Below are 20,560 nucleotides of genomic sequence, written 5' to 3' on the forward strand. Positions count from 1 at the left end.
TTCTTTGTTTAAATTTTATATTGTTTTATACCCAGCTGTGTCCTTGTCTTTCAACCAAAGCATTAACATCTTCCGGCCCCCAGCTTCCCGCTTTATAATTCGGGAAAGACAGGTCTTTGTTATTTTCCCATGCTTCCTGTATTGTGGTGACAACATCCCATGCTTCTTCCACCTGATCAGAACGCATAAATAAGGTAAGATCTCCTAAAAGGGCATCCTGTAAAAGAGTTTCATAAGCTTCCGGAGTATCTTCCTGACAGGCAAAATTATCAAAGATCATTTCGGCAGGTTTCAAATCCAGGGTAAGTCCTGGTTTCTTCGTCATAAACTGCAGTCTGATATCCATCATCGGCTGAATATTAATAATCAGTCTATTGGCTGATAAATGATGAGGACTGTCTGAGAATGTGGAATGAGGAAGCGGTTTAAACTGAATGGTAATATAAGAGTGCTTTTCTTTCATTTTCTTTCCGGTACGAACATAGAAAGGAACATCCTGCCATCTTTCGTTATCCAGGTAGAATTTGATCGCCGCAAAAGTTTCAGTATTGGAATCTGAAGCAATTCCATCTTCCTGACGATATCCTTTCACTTCCATTCCATTCACAATACCTTTTCCATATTGTCCCCTTACGGCATAATGATCAACCTGATCAGAAGAAATTCTGCGGATAGATTTCAAAACATCTACTTTACGATCTCTGATTTCCCCTGACTGCAATGAAGCAGGCGGTTCCATAGCTACCATGCACAGGATTTGCAAGAGGTGATTCTGAATCATATCTCTCAAAGCTCCGGTCTGTTCATAAAAGGCTCCTCTGGTCTCAACTCCCACTTCTTCTGCCACCGTAATCTGTACGGACTCTATATATTTATGGTCCCATAAAGGTTCAAAAATAGAGTTCCCAAACCGGAATGCCAATATATTTTGTACTGTTTCCTTTCCCAGATAATGATCAATACGATAGATCTGTTCTTCCTCAAAGGTTTTTGCCAGAAGGCTATTAAGTTCGATTGCGGACTGTTTATTGTGACCAAAAGGTTTTTCAATAATAATACGGTCTTTTTTCGGATCGGAAGCTAATGATGTAGTTTTGATATGATTGGATATCGTAGAAATGAAATTAGGGCCAATTGACAGGTAAAACAACCTGTTGCCTCTCATTCCGTAAACGGTATCAAAATTCTGCAACTTCTGTTGTAGATTTTCATAAGAACTTTCTTCATCCAGCTGATGCTGAAAATAAGTTATATGAGCCTGGAAACCTGCCCAGTCTTCAGATGTTACTTTTTTTCTGGAGAAGCTCTCGAGATTTTCTTTGATGTAATTTCTGAAATTTTCATCGGTATTTTCTGCCCTTCCCAGCGCTACAATATTGAAGCCTTTGGGCATTCTGCCATCGATATATAAGTTGTAAAATGCCGGAAAAAGTTTTCTTTTTGCCAGATCTCCTGTAGCACCAAAAATAACGATAGTTGTTGGCTGCAAGATTCTATTTTGATTCATTTTTCCGAATTTTAATTGTTTGCACTTTGCCAAGAGGTATGGAAAACTCCTTCCCTGTCGATACGCTGATACGTATGAGCCCCGAAATAATCACGCTGAGCCTGGATCAGATTCACAGGAAGAGATTCTGTGGTATAAGCATCAAAATATCCCAACGCCGTCTGAATTCCTAAGCTTGAGATTCCGTTTGTAACAGCATATCCGGCAGTTTTTCTTAACGCTTTGATTTTTGATTTTACCAGTTCAGAAATATCATGATCAAGCAGGATATTGGAAAGATTAGGATTTTGAGTATATGCTGAATAGAATTTTTCCAGCAAAACAGAACGGATGATACATCCTCCTCGCCAGATTTTCACAACATCTTTCAATGGGATTTCAAAACCATATTCTTCAGAAGCTTTTACCAGTAATGATAATCCCTGGGCATAGCTGACTAATGTGGAAAGGAAAAGAGCATCACCTACTTCCTGAATAAACAATTCTGTGTTTTCCGGTTTTGTGATTTCTTTTTCAGTATATATTTTTGAAGCCTGAATTCTCTCGTTTTTATAAGCAGACAGAATTCTTGACGTTACCGCAATATCAATTGTAGGAATAGAAACCCCGATTTCCATAGCTTGCTCAGAGGTCCATTTTCCGGTTCCTTTCGCTCCGGCCTTATCTAAAATCACATCAACAAGGTAGTTGTCTGTCAAATCATCTTTCTGGGTAAAAATATCTCTGGTAATTTCAATAAGGAATGAGTTCATTTCACCATTATTCCATTCTCTGAATACCTGATATAGCTGGTCATTATTTAAGCCTGCACCTCTTTTCAGAAGGTCATAAGCTTCACTGATAAGCTGCATGATGGCATATTCAATACCGTTGTGTACCATTTTCACATAGTTTCCGGCAGACCCTTTCCCCATATAAGCTGTACATGCTTCATTGTCTACTTTTGCAGCAATGGCTTCAAGCATTGGTTTCAGAAGTTTGAATGCTTCCAGATCTCCTCCAGGCATTATACTTGGACCTGTTCTCGCTCCTTTTTCACCACCTGACACACCCATTCCCATAAAATGCAGTTTTTTGGATGCCAGATCAGCAACACGTCTGTTGGTGTCTTCAAAATAAGAATTTCCTGCATCAATTACGATATCACCTTCGTTTAAAAGCGGGGTAATGTTTTCCAGCACAGCATCTACAGGTTTTCCTGCAGGCACCATAAGAATAATTTTTCTTGGGACTTCCAGTGCAGATACAAAATCTTCCAGAGAGCCTGTACCTTTTACTTTCATTTCGGAAGCAGCTCCGCCTTCTAATTCTTTAACTTTCTCCTGATCAAGGTCGAATCCTGCGATTGAAAAACCATTGTCAGCGATATTATAAAGCAGATTCCGCCCCATTACTCCAAGGCCAACCATTCCATAACTATATCTTTCCATTATATTGGTATTAATATGAATTTTTGTTATACAGAGAATAAAATTACGTAAATGCCTATAATGAAAAAAATAAAAGGAAAGAAAAAGTTTATAACTCCTTTGTTTTACCCTGATTTATAAGCCCCTAATATTCACATTTTCATATGATTTTGTGTTTACAGAATAAAATTCAATCATTAATATGGGAATGATCTATTAAAACAGTCTGTTTTTTGGCATAATTAAACTTATATTTGCCAAAATTTATAAAGTAATGAACTATAAACTTGAACTCAACACTCAGGAGCCTAATTCTAAAATCGTTTTTAATAACATCATATTTGATTCGTTCAAGATTAATATAGTTGAAAGATATATCGGTTCTATGAAGGCTCGTCCTACATTATGCGAAGTTTTATTTAAAGTAAGGACTTTGGATAATGTACTTATTAACAGAAAAGATGGTAATATAAGAGTAAAGGTGAAAGGTGACGATTTTGAAACGTATCAGAAATTATCCAGAGACCTGAATTCTTATGAATACAAAAACAAACTGATTAACAGAAAAGAGGTAGAAGAGAACTATGTTCATTTCATCCTGAGTTTAGTAATTACGAATTATCAGCTTAACTAAGCTGTTCCGGACATTCTCCTTCTATAGTATTTTGTAGAGGGAGAATTTTCAGGAGAACAAGGTATAGGAAGCAACCCATTTTAAATTAAAACAGTTAAGGAATACGGAGAAAAGCAAGGTGTTTCTCAGTGCTTTTCGATCTGGAAACATGTAAAAAGTATAGTTTAAATCAAATTATTCGTTATTACGTAGGATATGGCTTCAATTATATTTTTCACTCCAATTCTTTCAAACAATTTGCTCCTGTGAAACTTTATTGTACTGGGTGACACAAACAGCTGTTCTGCAATTTCTTCTATTTTCAAGCCCTGAAGGTACAATCGTATGATTTCGATTTCCCTTAATTTTAAGGCTACTTTAGATTCTTCCGTCCATTTTCCTGTAAAGAGATTATACTTCCAATAGCTTTCTGAAGTATTGGATATGATCCTGATATTTCCGGCAGTCCGGTTCAGGGAATAGGACACTATACAGACTATTTTAGAGATTTCTCCGTCATCACAGAGCTCTATGGGGGTAATCCTGTGATTCACCAGCACATCTACACTATTGGTATATTTAAGATGAAAATCATAGGTGATGGTGTGTATTTTTTTCTCCTCGGGTGAAAGACACTCAAAAAACTTAAGTCCATACGTACTTACTTTCTTTAATATTTCAAGATCTTCCTTCTTAGTGTATTTACGAAAAAAGCTATAGCCCATTTTTTCAACTTCAGCAGACCCAAAACCGGAAAAAAGAAGAGGATTTTCCGAAATAAATTCTAATTTCTTTGTTTTAAGATCTGCAATATAAACACTACCCAAGCTGGTTTCCGACACTGCTTTAAGTACATTAAAATATTTGTCTGATGCGTTCTTTTTTTCAGAAATGGACATGCCCGACGCATTCCTGGCATACATTGAATTTATTTTATCACCCATATTTTTGACATGATAACAAGAGATACAAAACTATTTTATTAGACTACTTTTTATAAACATATTTATAATTAATTAAAACAAAAAATCTATTAAAACTTAATTATAATTAAATTTAAAACTACAAATATTTATTTTAATATCAAAAAAATCTATACTTTGTTATTTTTATTAAACTTTTAATATTTGTAATGAATATTTTCTGTCTTGTAGGGCTGTAGAAACGACATTAAAAGACGAAAAGCGAAAACTCTATGTCAAAAAAATCATTCCATTATAAAAGTAAAACTTACCAATTGTCTTCTCCAAAAGCATTCTGTGAGGAATCACCTCAACTTAATTCATCAGTATTTGATTTAAAACTATACGAAAGTATAGTCATATTAAGATTTTATTAAATTATTTTTACCCAAGTCATCATTATAAAAACTAATCTAAGAAAACTATATAAAAATGAAAGGAAATCCAACACGTTAAAAACTGCAACAAGTTATATGCAGTACAGTGAACAAATATCAAATTTGTAACGGATCTGCAACTTCCCCCATTCCCACTTACTTAGTACCTACTATTTTTTTCTGTTTATCCATTAATCACTTTTTTTAAAAGAGGTGATAAGGAAACGCAGTGATATATTTTAACAGTTTACCCTATCTGTGATTGAAAACAGAGTTTTTCCATGAATTTATCAAACAAATTCTATGGAAGAACTCCGCATATCTTTCACAGGAGTAAGTAAGCAAATTGAATAACAGACTCTAACTAAAAATGAAACTATATGAGAAAAATTCTACCTATTATCCTATTTTTATTGACTTTTGGTCATGCCCGGGGACAAACCTGCGCTCCGGTTCCGGTGCCTTTTTTACAGTCATTCAGTACCGGTGCACTTCCTGCATGCTGGATCAGCCAGAACCCTTCTTCAGCATCCACAAATGCTAACGTCAAATGGAAGTTTTCCGGAGCAGCAGGCTACGGAGCTACCGGAAACGGAGGAAAACCTGCCGGAACTTTTGCATGGGTTGATGCCTCTTCACCTTATGCTGATGAACACACTGTGGAACTGGTGAGCCCACAGATTAACTTAGCGGGATTAACGAATCCTTATATCAAATTTGAATGGTTTAAAGATCATTTGACCGGACTTAACGGTACCGTACCTGCTGCCGACAACAATCAGTTAAAACTTGCCGTAAATAACGGTTCAGGATGGGTGCAGGTATGGTCAGGTGATACCAATTCCCCAGAATGGAGAACAGTTGGTGTTCCTTTGGCAGCAAGTTACGTCGGAAATACCATACAGCTAAAGTTTACCGTAGATAAAGATGCTGCAGGAAATGGAAACTTTTATGATGATGTATTACTGGATGAGGTTCAGGTAATTCAGGCTCCCACCTGTTTTGAGCCAGTGACTTTACCGGCCTCCAATATTGCACCTGCTTCTGCAACGCTGAACTGGGCTGCTCCGCTTGCTCCAGCTCCAGCGCCAGCCAATGGTTATGAATATTATTATAGTACAAATAATACTCCTCCTGCCACTGCAACAGCGGGTACACCCAATCCGGGAACAAGTGCTAATATCAGTTCACTTACTTCCGGAGCTACCTACTACTGGTGGGTAAGATCCGTTTGTTCCGCCACTGACAAATCACCATGGATTGCAGGTATTCCCTTTACTCCAGGACAGATTGGCGGAGGTACAGCTACCCATGCTTTTCTACCTGTATATTCTTGTTCCGGATTTAATTATTCCCAGCAGATTTATATGGCTTCAGAGATTGGAGCAGCTGTAGGAACGAATAATTATATAACAGCCATCAGATTTTTTGTTTCCACTGCTGCTGCTGCCCAGGCTAATTATAATCAGTGGGTGGTCTATATGGGAAACACCACGCAAATAGATTTTGCAACCACTTCAAGCTGGGTGCCTTCAACTTCTTTAACACAGGTGTATTCCGGTACTTTACCGACAATGGCAGCTGGTACATGGGTTGAAATTCCATTAAGTACTCCATTCTTATGGGATGGTGTCAGCAATGTGGTGATAGGTGTTGACGAAAATTCAACAGGGACCTCATGTACCGCAAACTGGGGAAGTTATTCTGCGGGAAATAACCGTGGAATGATTTATTATAATTCAACAACCAATCCGGATCCGGCGAACCTTCCTACGGCAACAAGCCGGTATGCTGTACTTTCAAGAGTACAATTAACAGGTACAACGTTACCAAGCTGCACCAATACGCCTCCGGCCAATATTGCTGTGAGTAATATTACCGCTACCTCAGCCAATGTTACCTGGAATGCAACAGCCAATGCAACGTATGTGGTAAGATACAGAATCCCTCCTTCCCTTACATGGCAAACCATTACTATAACAACTCCTTTTACCAATAGTGTAACGCTTACTTCCTTAACTGAACAAACACAATATGAGGTAGAGATCGCAACAATCTGTGGAACTCAGGGCGTATTTTCTGCGCCTGCCAGTTTTACAACTCCGGCTCTGACTTATTGTAATGCAGCCACGGCAACCGTTACAAACGGTTATATCAACAATGTAACTATGATCGGTACTAATGTCCCTTTAACCAGTAATAATTCCGGGCCAACAACGTATACAGATTACTCTACAGATCCTGCAAAGACAGTTACGCTGCTTAGAAATTCAGTGAATAATACGTTGTCTGTAGGAAGATCAATTATATCAGGAACGTATTCTACCAATGCATGGATCGATTTTAACGGTGACGGTATTTTTGATAATAATCCGGTAACAAGTCCTGGTGGGGAAAGAATTATGAATCTGGGCTATTCAAACACGACTCCTGTTACCGCTACTTTTGATGTACCTGCAAATGCCTATATGGGAACAAGTAAGGTAAAAATGCGCGTCATCGTATATTCTCTCACTCCAGCCAACGCCTGCGGACCTTTAACCAGCAATGGAGAAGTTGAAGATTATTATGTGAAATTTATTGATCTTCAGCCTTGTACTACTGCTGCTCCTGCTAATATTGCAGTGAACAACCTTACCCATAATACCGCTTATGTATCATGGATGCCTGCTGCTAATGCTACTTATGTTATCAGATGGAGACAAGGAAGTACAGGAACATGGCTTCCGAGTCCAACAGGGCAGACTCTTCCTGCAGGACAAAGCTTTTATACCATAACGGGACTTACCGAGCAGACCGGATATCAGGTACAAATTGCAACGATATGCAACGGAAACCAGGGAGCATTCTCTCCCAGCATAAGTTTTACGACTCCGCCACTGACCTATTGCAGCATGACCGGAACAGGAACTAACGATTATATTTCAAATGTAAAAGTGACCCCTGTCAACTTTCCGATAATGGATAACACTTCTGTTCAGACGAATTATATCAGTTATACATCGGCAGCCACGCTTATTAATCTTGAAATCGGTTCTCAGGGAAATCAACTGTCGGTTTCTAAAGGCTGGGTAGGAACTCAATATGCTGATGCTGTAAATGCATGGATCGATTGGGACCGAGATGGAATTTTCACCGATACTGAAAAGGTACTGACTTCTGCAGCCAGCACAACGACTCCAATAACAGCCACTTTTGATGTTCCCGCAACGGGAGTTTATACAGGACCTTTAACAACTACCATGAGAGTGGTAATGAAACGAACCAGCGCTCCAGTAATGTGTACAGATCCAGCCAATGGTGAAGTAGAAGATTATAGTGTAAGATTAAGACCATGCAGTAATGCAACACCTGGAAATCCTGTATTTACCAATATTACCCATAATTCAGTGAATATAAACTGGACTGCAGCCACTAACAATAATGCTTTTATCCTGGAATACAGACCTGTTACAACACCTGCTTCTGCTTGGACAACTTTGAACCTTTCTGTTTTAGGAGGAAATCCGCCCATAACAATCAATACTTTAACTCCGGCTACAGCTTATGAGGTAAGAATTGCAGCAGTTTGTGGTAGTGGCGGAATCGGAGCTTACACTCCTATAAAAACATTTACAACAAGATGTGATCCTACTCCACCATTTGTAACTATAAGCAATGTAACCTCCAACTCAGCACTGATTACCTGGAACCCAATTGTTCCAAGTGCGTCCTATATTTTAAGATGGAGAGAAGTGGGCACTATTCCATGGAATATGCCAGCAATCCCTCAGCCACCGGCAAATTCATACACGATTCCAAACCTTGATTCATTCAAAACGTATGAAGTGCAGGTAGCCAATATCTGTAATGGAGAACTAACCGCCAATCCGTGGTCTAACCCGAAGGTATTTACTACAGAAAGAATTTGTGAAATCCCTCCTCCTGGGCTTATGATCACTCAGATTACTCCAACAACGGCAGAAGTGGTATGGGATTCGTTTCCGGGAGCCACTTACCTGCTGAAATACAGAAAGGTAGGAATTCCAAGCTGGACTGATGTTCCTGTGATTACCAATACTTACACCATTACAGGTTTGCTGGAACTTACCAAATACGAAATGCAGGTGGCCAATATCTGTAACGGAGTACCGGGAAATTTTACCAAACTATACTATTTCACTACTCCTACTGTAATCTACTGCCCGATGTCAGCAGCCAATTCCACAACAGAATTTATTTCAAAGGTTACTGTGAAACCTAATGGTAATAAGGAAATGATCAATGAATCGCTCGCATCTACCTATTCTGATTATACCGAAAATGCTTTACAATTTATTGATTTGATTCAAGGATCAAAAGGAAACCAGATTACTATTGATAAGACTTTAAGCTCAGGAACTAACGCAGGTATTGCTGCCTGGATCGACTTCAACAGAAACGGAGAATTTGATATCAACGAAAGAATTCTGGCGGACGGCCCTAATGGAAATCCAACGGCAAGTACTGTTTTCTCAGTTCCGACAGAAGCTTTCATCAGTATGACCGATCATAAATATGTAGTGATGAGAGTAGCTTTACAAAAAGATGGTATTCCTGTGAACTGTACCAAATTCAAAGATGGTGAAGTGGAAGATTATACGGTCAGAATTTCGAAGCAGCCAGTACCGAATTCGCTTAACCAATCGGAGATCCACATTTATCCCAATCCGGTAAGTTCTGTATTGTATGTAAAAAACATAAGTGCAAAGGCTCAGTATAAAATTTACAGTGCTGTTGGAAGACTTATATCAACCGGAATTATTCTTAACAATGCTATTGATGTCAGCAATCTCATCCACGGAATGTATATGATAGAGATTGAGGATGGAGGCATTACCGTTCAGAAGAAATTTATAAAGGAATCATAATCTCTTTTATAGATGAAAATTCAATTTTTTAGAATCAAAATTCTGTAATTCATGAAAAATATTATATTCAGTTTATTATTCATTCTTTTGGGCATTCATATTTCGGCTCAAAGAGACACCGATCACTGGTTTGCTCCTTATTATGCCTCCACAAGTTATACACAGGCATTATATCTTTCTACTGATTCTGCAACTCCTTTTGTTGTGACGATAAACAACAACAATACTCCGATCGGAAATGTTACCATCAGTAAAGGGGCTCCTCAGATATTTGTTGTACCCATTGCTGTTATCGCCGCAAATGTAACGTCAGACGCTTATAGTGTTATCAACAAAGGACTGCATGTGCAGGGAACAAAGCCATTTTATTGTTCATTAAGAATGGTAAGCAATACTACACACGCTGAAATTATAACAAGTAAAGGAAAAGCAGGGATTGGTAAGGAATTCTATGTCGCAGGAACTCCTACTACCTCATCACTTAGCGGATATAATTTTACAGCAGGGATACTGGCTACTGAAAACAATACGGTAGTAACTGCCACATGGAGCGGAACTGTAACGTTCTTTGGAGCTGCACCTGTAACCAACACGCAGACTATTACCCTTAATAAAGGACAGTCTTTTATTTTTGCAGGTGGGCCTGGGACGGGTGGCCAAAACCAGTCTGCTTTTATAGGGGCTAAAATTGTTTCTGATAAACCCATTACCCTTACCAACGGAAATGTCAACGGAAATTTTGGAAACAATACCGGATCAGGGTCCGATGCCATTCTCGATCAGTCTGTTCCTACAGAAAGACTGGGAAGTACTTTTGCCATGGTAAGAACAAGATCTACCAATGATGATCTGGAAGGAGGTATCATCGTTGGAACGGAGGATCATACCCAAATATTTATTAATGGTTCCAACACTCCTATTGCCACCATCAACAGTGGTGATTTTTACAGAATTTCAGGAAGTAATTATGTTCAGCAGGGAACTTCCGGGCATTTTAACATGTTTATTACCACTTCAAAAAATGTCTATTTATACCAACTGGTTTCTGTAAATAACAGCAGCGCAACATGTGGATTCAACTATATTCCACCATTAAACTGCTTTTTACCCAGAAAAATTGATGAAATCGGGAAGATCAATGAAATGCCCACCGGAACAGGAACAACAAGTACTGTTCCTAACGGAACTATTGTAAAACTGAATATCTTAACAGAAGCAGGAGCTACAGTCACCGTCAATGGAAATACTCCATTGGCAACAGAAGGTCCTTTTCCTTTAACGGGAAATAACAGCTGGGTAACCTATGCCATCCCATCAATTACCGGAAATGTAACTGTTATTTCTAACAAAGCTGTAACCGCAGGGATTAATGGAGGCTACAGCACATCCGGATATGGAGGTTATTTTGCAGGTTTCTCATCCATCCCGCTGATCGCCAAACAGACAGGAGAATGTATTCCTGGTATTGTTCTTGAAGTGGATGACAGCTATGATACTTACCAATGGTTTTTGAATGGAAACCCTATTACAGGAGCCAATAGCAACTCTTATACGCCATTGGTTTCCGGAAATTATACGGTAAGAATCGCTGTAGGTTCATGTACTCCGGCAATCACTCCGGTTTATAAGGTGTATACCTGTCTTGAAGAGTCTACCAAAGCAATGACTGTCTGCGAAGGCTATCAGGCTATCGTTCCTCAGTTTACCAATTCTACTCAAAGTTATGTTCCGAGTACAGTAACTATTTTAACACCTCCGGCAAACGGTACCGCTACTATTGATCCGGCAGGAGTGATTACGTATGTCCCGAATTTCGGGTATATGGGTACAGACACTATTGTTTATAAGTTTTGTGGAAACAATCCTGACTTTACAGATTGTGAGCAGATAACTTTAACGCTAACGGTTTCCGAAAGCCCAATTGTTAAAGATGCTGCCTTAAGATCATGTTTTGAGCCTTCCAATCCTGTATTGGGTCTGTTTAATTTAACTTCAGCAGGAGTGAATGTACAGCCGGGAACAATCAAACAATATTATCCTTCTCCTGCCGATGCCCACAGCGGAACCAATGAAATCCTGACCCCAGCCAGTTATATTGCTCCAGACGGAGTGGTTTATATTAAGGTAAGCAATGCCAACGGATGTTACAGAATTGCAGAGGTTACCCTTACGGTTATTCCTCCTTCCTACTCGGATGTATTAAAAGATAAAATTATCTGTATGGAAAATACCACCACTCTGGATGCCGGCCCCGGATTCACCTCTTACCTATGGAGTACCGGAGCAACAACACCATCCATCAACAATGTCGGAGTGGGAACGTATTGGGTAGATCTTAAAAACAGAGAATGTACCACCAGACAGACTGTAAAGGTTTATCCTTCTGAGCATCCTGTTATTTCGGATGTTAACATCAGCAATAATTCGGTTACACTCACTGTAATCGGAGGAACAGCGCCTTATCAGTATTCCATGGATAATATCAACTGGCAGAATGAAAATGTATTTACCAATGTTCCGCGCGGAACCCACACGTTTTATGTAAAAGACTCTTATAACTGTACTCCTGTAGAGGTAGAAATTACAGTACCTAACCTTATTAATATCATCACTCCTAATGGCGACGGAATAAATGATGTGCTTGATTATTCTGCTCTCGCTGGAAAACCTAATTTCAAATTCAGTATTTATGACCGTTATGGAAGCAAGATTCATGAAGGAAGTAAATTAAACGGCTATCAATGGGACGGCGGCATTGGCGGTAAGAAAGTATCTACCGGAAACTATTGGTTTGATATGGGATGGAATGAAAATAACAAAAAACAGACCCCGATAAAATATACGGGATGGATTATGGTAAAAAACAGAAATTAATCAAACCTTCAAAAAATTTATTTTAATTATGAAAAAGCTATTATATCTATTGCTTGTATTCTTTTCAGGAGTACTGCTGGCGCAAAAAAATACCCATGTAAAGTTTGCGGTTTATAATAATGCCATTGGAACGGACACTATGTTTGATCTTTACAAAAGCAGTATTGAAAAGGTAACCGTTTTTAAAACCAAAGCCAGCCTGCCTTCCCATTTAAAGAAATTTGATTATCTGGCAGACCATGGTTTAATAGAAATCAGGTTTAAAAAAAATGCAGGATTTCCTGACAGCTTATCACTGGAAATGCTGAATGAGCAGAATAATCTTCCTAAAGACAGACCTGTGTTTATTGAAGGGTATCTGTTCAATGACACCACATGTCTGGTCTATAATGATATGATTGGTAACATTGAGCTTAAAGATACCAACGGACAACAATACATTCATATTTCCACCATAAGAAATTAATGACCGCATCGGATATTAATTTAAAAGCAGAGGCTATTTCAAAGTGAAATAGCCTCTCTTATTTTGAGGAATGATGCCAGACTTTATTTCAATAATTTAGAAAACCACACATAAATATCCATATCACCGGGAATATTCAGCTTTTTCCTTAGATTATACTTTTTGGTCTGCACTGTACGTACTGAAGTAAATGTATATTCGGCGATTTCTTTTGTAGAAAAATTAAGGTAGATATAGGCACAGAATCTTATTTCCGAAATTTTCAACGGAGAAACTTTCAGCAGCTCCTCTGAAAAATGTGGGCAATACTCATTGAAACGAGTTAAAAACTCAGGATTATTTTCTTTGGCGAGCTGTATAACTTCCTTAAAAATACTCTCCTGTACCGGCATCTGATGAGGGATATCAATCTTATCCAGATTTTTACTCTTGTGTTTTCTATAGTAATACAAGAAAAGAAATATAAAGAGAAGACATGCGGCAATGCTCAATGACAGGATGAAGAAAAGGTTTTTTGTTTCCTTCTTTCTCTCGGCATTTTCTAATTCATTCTGTTGATCTACAGTATCATTCAGGGTTTGGTATTGCTCGCTGCTTAAAGACTCTATATCCAACAACCAGTTAGAATAATAACCGATACTGTCTTTTTGCCCAAGACTTTCGTATAAAGCTTTAAGTTCTCCTGCTACAGCAATCTGATAATTTTCACTTTTATAATAATTTTTAGCAATATTTTTACATATCCATAAATAATACTGAGCCTGTTCAACATTTTTAACAGCCCTAAAATATCTTCCGGCATAGAAAGCAGTAATATATTTTACCCCAATATCATTAATCTTTTTTTCATTGTGAATGGCTTCTTCAATATATATTTTTGCAGAATCTAATTGATTGAGGTCAGTATAAATTCCCCCAAGATAAGCTGAAGTTTTATAGCTGTTACTCAATCTGTTTTTATCTATCCTGTAGCGGTTACCTTTATTTTCTCTGTAAATCTTTGAATATTTGTATGCTGTTCTATTATACTTCAATGACAATTCCTTTTTATTGACTTCATCATATTTACTGGCATATTGCCGGTTAATCAGATAAATAAAATATGCATTGTCTGTTTTCATTGCCTTATCATAGATTTCCTCCAATTGTTTAAAGGATGCAACCCTTTCCCCCAGCTTCTGGTATAAAAAAGACTTTTGCATATGGAGGTAAAAAATGACTTCAAAGTCAGTATCTGAATTGATGAGGTTTTCTTTTTCTACTTTATTGATATAATAAAAGGATTTCTTTGTATCATTCATTTTATCGTAGATATTGGCAATTTTGAGGTATCCTAATGCGGCACAATCATTATAGGAATCTTTTTTACAAACCTTAATAAGGCTGTCAATCTTTTCTATTTCTCTAGGTCCGGCAGTAGAAAAATCTATGTCAAACAGCACATTCTTTAGCTCCTTTTCTGTATGCTGTGAATAGAAAAAGGAAGAAATCAATAAGAAGAAAACAGTTAGCTTTTTTACCATAATTCCGACAAAATACAAATGTAATATTAATACTACACTACTACTAATTTACATACAATACATACGTATTACATACTCTATATAACAAAACAACAACAAAACATTAGTTGCATTACAAAATTAGCAATTACCTTTGAATACCCGAATATTATATTCATTCTTCGCAATATCACTATTTAAATACCTAATTTTTAAAATGAGAAAAACTCTATTATCATTATTTTTGATTTCAGGCTTCTGTCTTTCCAATGCACAAAGATGGGAATCCTCTTCACAGAAAGTATCTGAAATCAGAAGGGAGGTTAAAATCCAGCATGCTTACAAAACTGATATTAATATTTTAATTCAGTTATTGAAGAACGCAGAGGAAACGGGTGTAAATGCAAAAGCAGTCACAATCCAGCTGCCCACCGCAGAAGGAACCATAGAAAAGTTTGCCGTATACAGCAATCCTGTAATGGAAAAGTCACTGGCTGAAAAATATGGATTGGGATCTTACGTAGGGATAGGAATTGATGATCCTTCCAAGTATATAAGATTCAGTACATCCCCTAACGAAATACAGTCCATGATTATCAAAGATGGTGTATTTCAGTTCATTGAACCTATTACAGCAGATAAAAAGACTTATGGAGTGTTTTATAAAACGCAAAGAACAGACTCCGAACATGGCTTTACCTGTAATATGGAAGGAAGCAAAGGGCTGGATATTAAATCTTTAAAACACACCGGAAAAAATAAACTTCCCGGTATTGATATTACAGGAAGACCTGCCGCATCAAGATATAGAACCTATAGACTGGCTCTGTCTGCAACAGGTGAATACACACAGCTTTTTGGAGGGGTTGCAGGCGCTCTTGCACAGATGAATAATACCATGACCCGTGTGAATGGTGTTTTTGAAAAAGAATTTGCTATTCATTTAACGATACAAAACTTTCCTAATATCATTTTTGCTAACGCCGCTAATGATCCATATACAAATGATTTGAATGGTCAGTTACAACAGGTCTTAACCGCTGGAGTCGGAAATGCCAATTATGATATCGGGCATGTTTTTAATGCCGCAGGAGGAAATGGAAATGCAGGGTGTATAGGCTGCATATGTACTGATCCAACAGCAGCAGAGCCGCTAGGAAAAGGTTCTGCATTTACACAAAATGGCAACCCTGTGGGAGATACTTTTGATATTGATTATGTAGCCCATGAGATGGGGCACCAGCTTGGAGGTAACCATACATTTTCTACTGTTACCGAAGGCTCAGGAGTCAATATAGAACCTGGAGGAGGAACAACAATCATGGCCTATGCAGGAATCACAGCTAATAATGTCCAGATGAATAGTGATGCCTATTTCCATTATTCATCAATAAACCAGATTTTAACCAACCTTGAAGGTAAACCAGATTGTGGAGTTGCCGAAAATATTGTAAACAATAATGCACCCGCTATTACTCCACTTATTTCCTATAATATTCCTAAAGGGACAGCATACTACCTGGATGCTAATGCTGTAGACGCAGATGGTAATCAGTTTATCTACAACTGGGAGCAATATGACAGCGTGGGCAATACCAGTTCCATCTCAGGAGACAGCGGCTGGGGTTTTAATCCTGAAGGATCACTTACACGTTCTTATCCAGCAGTGGCATCAGGGAGAAGATATTTCCCAAGTCTGCCTGTCGTAATGAGTGGTAAATTAACCGACAAAGATCGATGGGAATCTGTATCCTATATTCCAAGAGTTTTGCATTATGCTGTATCTGTAAGGGACAATAACCCGAACAGACCATTGACTATTTCAGCAGAAAATACCGTGACAGTAGGAAACGATGGCCCATTCAAATTCAAAGGTCTGAGTACTTCCTCTGTTCTGTATAATAACGCATCCAATACTATTTCATGGGATGTTGCCAATACAAACCTTGCTCCTTACAACGCTGCCAACGTAAAAATAGAATATACTACTGATGTCAATAATGGAGCAGCCTGGACAGAACTTACGGCATCAACGCCTAATGACGGAAGTTTTGAAATACAGATGCCTGCTTCCTTACAAGGGAATATCAAACTGAGAATTTCAGCCGTTGGAAATATATTCTATGCTGTTTCTCCTACAATAACTGTAGGAAGTGCACCCGCTTCTGTAAATAATGCTCCAACAGGAATCGCAGCATTTGAAAATGACCTATTAAAAACATCTGCAACCGTTTCCTGGAATCATGTCCCGGGAGCCACCTATTCTGTCAATTATAGAAAAGTGGGAGCAGCCAACTGGTCTAATGCTGTCAGCCCGGTTAATTCAGTATTATTGAATAACCTTGAGGATGAAACGTCTTATGAAGTCAGCATTGCATCCGTTATTAATAATGTTGCCGGAGCATTCTCTCCTACGTATAATTTTAAAACTAAAGGTTTACGCACAGGATATGATTACTGTCTGATGACTACAGGAGGAAACACTACAAACAGTCCCTATTTCAGCGGGATATTAAGGGTAACTTTAGCCAATGTGGATTTAGCAGGAAACGGAATTACCGTTCAGCATGCCTATAAAGACTATTCGGAAGATCCTTCAAAATTGATTCAGCTTACTCAGGGCGCTCAGTATAATCTGAACTACATTGTTTATGCCAACCGTGCAGGAGGAAATTATCAGGATTGGATACAGGTATGGATTGATTACAACAGAAACGGAGTATTTGAGGCTTCAGAAAGAATTGGTATTAACGGAGCAGCTCCGGATGCCAATAAAAGACACCAGGGAAGTTTTGCGTTTGCAGTTCCGGCCAATGCCTACAACGGAGATAAGACGTTAAGAATGAGAGTAGCAAGTGGGTTTTTCAATGCATCAGTTGATGCATGCACAAGCCCTTCTTTAGATGATAATGGTGATCTTTTCTCAAGAGGTTCGGTGTGGGATTTCTCTGTAAAGATCAGTGCTGCCCTTGGAACGAAGGAATCTGTACAGACAACATCTGATATTGGGCTCTATCCTAACCCTGCAGATACATTTGTAGAAGTAAAAAATATAAAAGGCAAAGCTGATTACAAAATCTACAGTGCAGACGGAAGACTTGTTCAGGAAGGGAAATTGGATGGACAAAGGATCAATGTTGCTTCACTGATCAAAGGAATGTATGTAATCACCATAAAGGATGATACGACGACTTATAATACAAAATTAATCAAGAAATAGTTGTAATAATTAGTGTACCGTGTACCTGCTGGTCATTTGCAATACCTGCAGGTACTTTTATAAGCCACTTTTAAAATAATACAGCCCAATCAATACCTCATAATAAATCAAAAAAATCTCTAACAAAGTAAATTGACATTTTTAATCATCGTTTGTATTGTGTACCTGCGCTGGAAGTGGTTTTTCGCAGGTACCTTTTTTAAATAAGAATCTAAAAAACATATGATATGATAAAAAAACTACTCTTTCTGATATGTACTGGTTTTTCAGTCTTATCTTTCTGTCAGACCGATGACGTTCTGTTCATAGGAAACAGTGTCACGTATTTTAATGATATGCCTGAAATTTTCAAAAATATAGCTGCTTCTAAAGGAAAGAATGTTTCCATAACAACCCATACTCCGGGAGGAACCGGATTTGTTAATCATGTAGATGATCCTGCACTGTACCAAAAAATAAAATCAAAAAACTACAAGTATGTTATCATGCAGCCCGGTACTGGTGAATCTGCAGGTCATTCTTATCCTGTTTCCGTGACCGCAGAACGTGGCCGCAAAATCAGGGATTCCATCCGAAAATACAGCCCATGTTCCAAAATATTCTTATATGAAATTCCCTATGGAGTACCATCCGCTAATGAATATAATGTCTATTTTACTTTTCAGCAGAAAATAAAGGATTCCATTACTAAGATGTCTAACCTGATGCAGGTGGAAATGGTTCCTGCCGGAGAATCAGCAAGGCAGTATTACACTTCATCGCAGGATCTGGCTCTTCATGGATCGTATAATGATATTCATCCGGGGCCGAAAGGAAGTTACCTTGTAGCAGCTTCTATGTATTCTGCGGTTTTCCAGGATCATGTTTTCCCTTCTGCATTTTATAACGGACTGCCTCAAAACACGGCTGAAAATTTTCAGGAGATTGCTGATCAGGTCTTTTTTAATAATCCTGCACAATGGAACAGCAATGCGTTTCATCTTCATTCGGATTTTACTGCTGCAATCAATGGAACGAATGTGAATTTCACCAATCACTCCACCAATTACACTTCAATATTATGGAACTTTGGTGATGGCACCACGGATTACTCATCAGATCCGGCTCATCAGTATGCCTCTCCCGGAAGTTATACCGTCACCCTGACAGTTAATAAAAATGCCTGTTCAGAAACATTGAGTAAGGTTATTACTATCGGTTCTTTGGGAACTGCAGATCCTGCCATTGAGTCCGGACTTACCTTTTACCCTAATCCGGTCAACGATTTTTGTTACCTGAAAAGTAAAGGAAAAATAAAGAACATTATTATTTATGATATCGCTCAAAGGAAGCTTGCCGACTGGAAAAACCTCTATGTTTTTGATCTCAAAATAGATTTTTCAACGTATGAGAAAGGTGCTTACATGATGAGTATTCTATATGAAAATGATCGTAGGGAAAACATTAAAATCATGGTCAAATAATTAAATAACTGAAGAAAGAGAACCCAATCTGAGTTCTCTTTCTTTTTACCATACAAATAGTATGTTTATAGATATCAACACATTGAAGTGTTTTCAAATCTTATCCTGCAACTACTTCCTCTGCATATACAGCACCTTCATAACAGGCATTGTAAATTGCTTTCAGTTCCTCTAAAACAGGCACTCTCGGGTTGAAACCCGTACAAGGATCTGCTAAAGCGTTGGCTGCAATATAGTCAAGATTTTTATCCCAATCTTCTTTTGAAATTCCGAAATCTTTGATCGCTGAAGGATTGTTAACTTCAGAACGCAGCGTCTCAATAGCCTGAGCCAGTTCTTCCGTTGTTTCTTTCCCGATGACCTTTGCAAGTTCAGGATAACGTTCTGTAGCCAGCGCATTATAACGGATCACATTCGGAAGGAAAATAGCATTGGAAGCTCCGTGAGGAATTCCGTACAATGCTCCTACCTGATGAGAAAGAGAGTGAACAATACCCAGCCATGCATTGTTGAAGGCTAAACCAGCCATAAATGATGCGTCATGCATATTCTGACGAGCCTGGATGTTATTGGGATTTTCCACTGCTTCTTTTAGATTGTCAAAAACAATTTCTAACCCACCTTTAGACAAAGCATCTGCAATATTATTATCAATATTTGAAACATAAGCCTCCACGCAATGCGTCAATGCATCAAGACCTGTATTGGATGTCACATGTGCCGGCATTGAAGCGCAGATTTCCCCATCAATAATAGCAATATCCGGTGTCAATTCGTAAGAAACAACAGGATATTTTACGCCTTTCTCTCTATCTGTAATCACCGCAAGACCAGTAGTTTCCGTTCCTGTACCACTGGTAGAAGGAATGGCAATAAACTTAGCTTTATTTCTCAAAACAGGAACTGTAAAAGGCTTGATTAAAGCATCAAATTCTACCTCAGGATATTCGTAAAATACCCACATAATTTTTGCAGCATCAATTGCGGAGCATCCACCTAAACCGATAATCCAGTCGGGTTGGAAGGTATTCATCACCTCTGCACCTTTCAGACACGTTGCTGAAGAAGGATCCTCTTCTACTCCTTCAAAAATCTGTGTTTCGATGCCTGCCTCATGAAGGTAAGCCACTGCTTTATCAAGGGTTCCGCTTTTTCTCATGGAACTTCCTCCTGTTACAATAACTGCTTTTTTTCCTTTGATATTTTTTAATTCATCAAGACTTCCCGCGCCATGGAAGACTTCACCTGCAATAAATAGTTTGCTCATTTTCTTATCTG

The 20,560-nt window shown here is 38.3% G+C and carries 11 protein-coding genes; 6 read left to right on the forward strand and 5 right to left on the reverse strand.

Annotated elements, in window-relative coordinates:
• Nucleotides 1-25 precede the first annotated feature (25 nt).
• Both zwf and gndA read right to left on the reverse strand, forming a co-directional pair.
• Nucleotides 26-1,507: a glucose-6-phosphate dehydrogenase gene (gene zwf, locus ODR02_RS20220; RefSeq protein ID WP_209784123.1), complete on the reverse strand. Its 1,482-nt coding sequence runs from the start codon at nt 1,505-1,507 to the stop codon at nt 26-28.
• A gap of 11 nt (nt 1,508-1,518) precedes the next feature.
• Nucleotides 1,519-2,937, reverse strand: a complete 1,419-nt coding sequence (gndA, locus tag ODR02_RS20225) for an NADP-dependent phosphogluconate dehydrogenase (RefSeq protein ID WP_309513259.1) — start codon at nt 2,935-2,937, stop codon at nt 1,519-1,521.
• A 253-nt stretch (nt 2,938-3,190) separates the two neighbouring features.
• On the opposite strand from gndA, the gene ODR02_RS20230 reads away from it, so the two are divergent.
• Complete coding sequence (locus tag ODR02_RS20230) at nt 3,191-3,550, forward strand: prevent-host-death protein (protein ID WP_105681978.1); 360 nt, start codon at nt 3,191-3,193, stop codon at nt 3,548-3,550.
• Nucleotides 3,551-3,714: 164 nt separating this feature from the next.
• Here ODR02_RS20230 and ODR02_RS20235 read toward each other — a convergent pair whose 3' ends face one another.
• Nucleotides 3,715-4,473 (reverse strand): response regulator transcription factor, encoded by a 759-nt coding sequence (locus ODR02_RS20235; protein ID WP_309513260.1) that lies wholly within the window; start codon nt 4,471-4,473, stop codon nt 3,715-3,717.
• A 775-nt stretch (nt 4,474-5,248) separates the two neighbouring features.
• Here ODR02_RS20235 and ODR02_RS20240 point away from each other — a divergent pair.
• From ODR02_RS20240 to ODR02_RS20250, 3 genes are read left to right on the forward strand one after another with little or no spacing between them, the layout of a single operon-like run.
• Entirely contained in the window at nt 5,249-9,757 is a 4,509-nt protein-coding gene (locus ODR02_RS20240; RefSeq protein WP_309513261.1) for a fibronectin type III domain-containing protein, read from the forward strand.
• Between the two features lie 51 nt (nt 9,758-9,808).
• On the forward strand, nt 9,809-12,631 hold the full coding sequence (locus ODR02_RS20245; RefSeq protein WP_309513262.1) for a T9SS type B sorting domain-containing protein: 2,823 nt from the start codon (nt 9,809-9,811) through the stop codon (nt 12,629-12,631).
• A 28-nt stretch (nt 12,632-12,659) separates the two neighbouring features.
• Nucleotides 12,660-13,097 carry a hypothetical protein gene (locus tag ODR02_RS20250; protein ID WP_209784118.1) on the forward strand — a complete coding sequence of 146 codons (438 nt, stop codon included), beginning with the start codon at nt 12,660-12,662 and terminating at the stop codon, nt 13,095-13,097.
• An 83-nt stretch (nt 13,098-13,180) separates the two neighbouring features.
• Here ODR02_RS20250 and ODR02_RS20255 read toward each other — a convergent pair whose 3' ends face one another.
• Complete coding sequence (locus tag ODR02_RS20255; protein WP_309513263.1) at nt 13,181-14,620, reverse strand: helix-turn-helix transcriptional regulator; 1,440 nt, start codon at nt 14,618-14,620, stop codon at nt 13,181-13,183.
• A 196-nt stretch (nt 14,621-14,816) separates the two neighbouring features.
• On the opposite strand from ODR02_RS20255, the gene ODR02_RS20260 reads away from it, so the two are divergent.
• Both ODR02_RS20260 and ODR02_RS20265 read left to right on the forward strand, forming a co-directional pair.
• Nucleotides 14,817-17,819, forward strand: coding sequence for a reprolysin-like metallopeptidase (locus ODR02_RS20260; protein ID WP_309513264.1), 3,003 nt, complete (start codon nt 14,817-14,819; stop codon nt 17,817-17,819).
• A 227-nt stretch (nt 17,820-18,046) separates the two neighbouring features.
• Nucleotides 18,047-19,282 (forward strand): PKD domain-containing protein, encoded by a 1,236-nt coding sequence (locus ODR02_RS20265; RefSeq protein ID WP_309513265.1) that lies wholly within the window; start codon nt 18,047-18,049, stop codon nt 19,280-19,282.
• A gap of 100 nt (nt 19,283-19,382) precedes the next feature.
• Here ODR02_RS20265 and ODR02_RS20270 read toward each other — a convergent pair whose 3' ends face one another.
• Nucleotides 19,383-20,549: an iron-containing alcohol dehydrogenase gene (locus ODR02_RS20270; protein WP_209784115.1), complete on the reverse strand. Its 1,167-nt coding sequence runs from the start codon at nt 20,547-20,549 to the stop codon at nt 19,383-19,385.
• Nucleotides 20,550-20,560: the final 11 nt, after the last annotated feature.

The sequence above is a fragment of the Chryseobacterium sp. CFS2 genome (assembly GCF_036543225.1).
GTDB classification, from domain to species: domain Bacteria; phylum Bacteroidota; class Bacteroidia; order Flavobacteriales; family Weeksellaceae; genus Chryseobacterium; species Chryseobacterium culicis_A.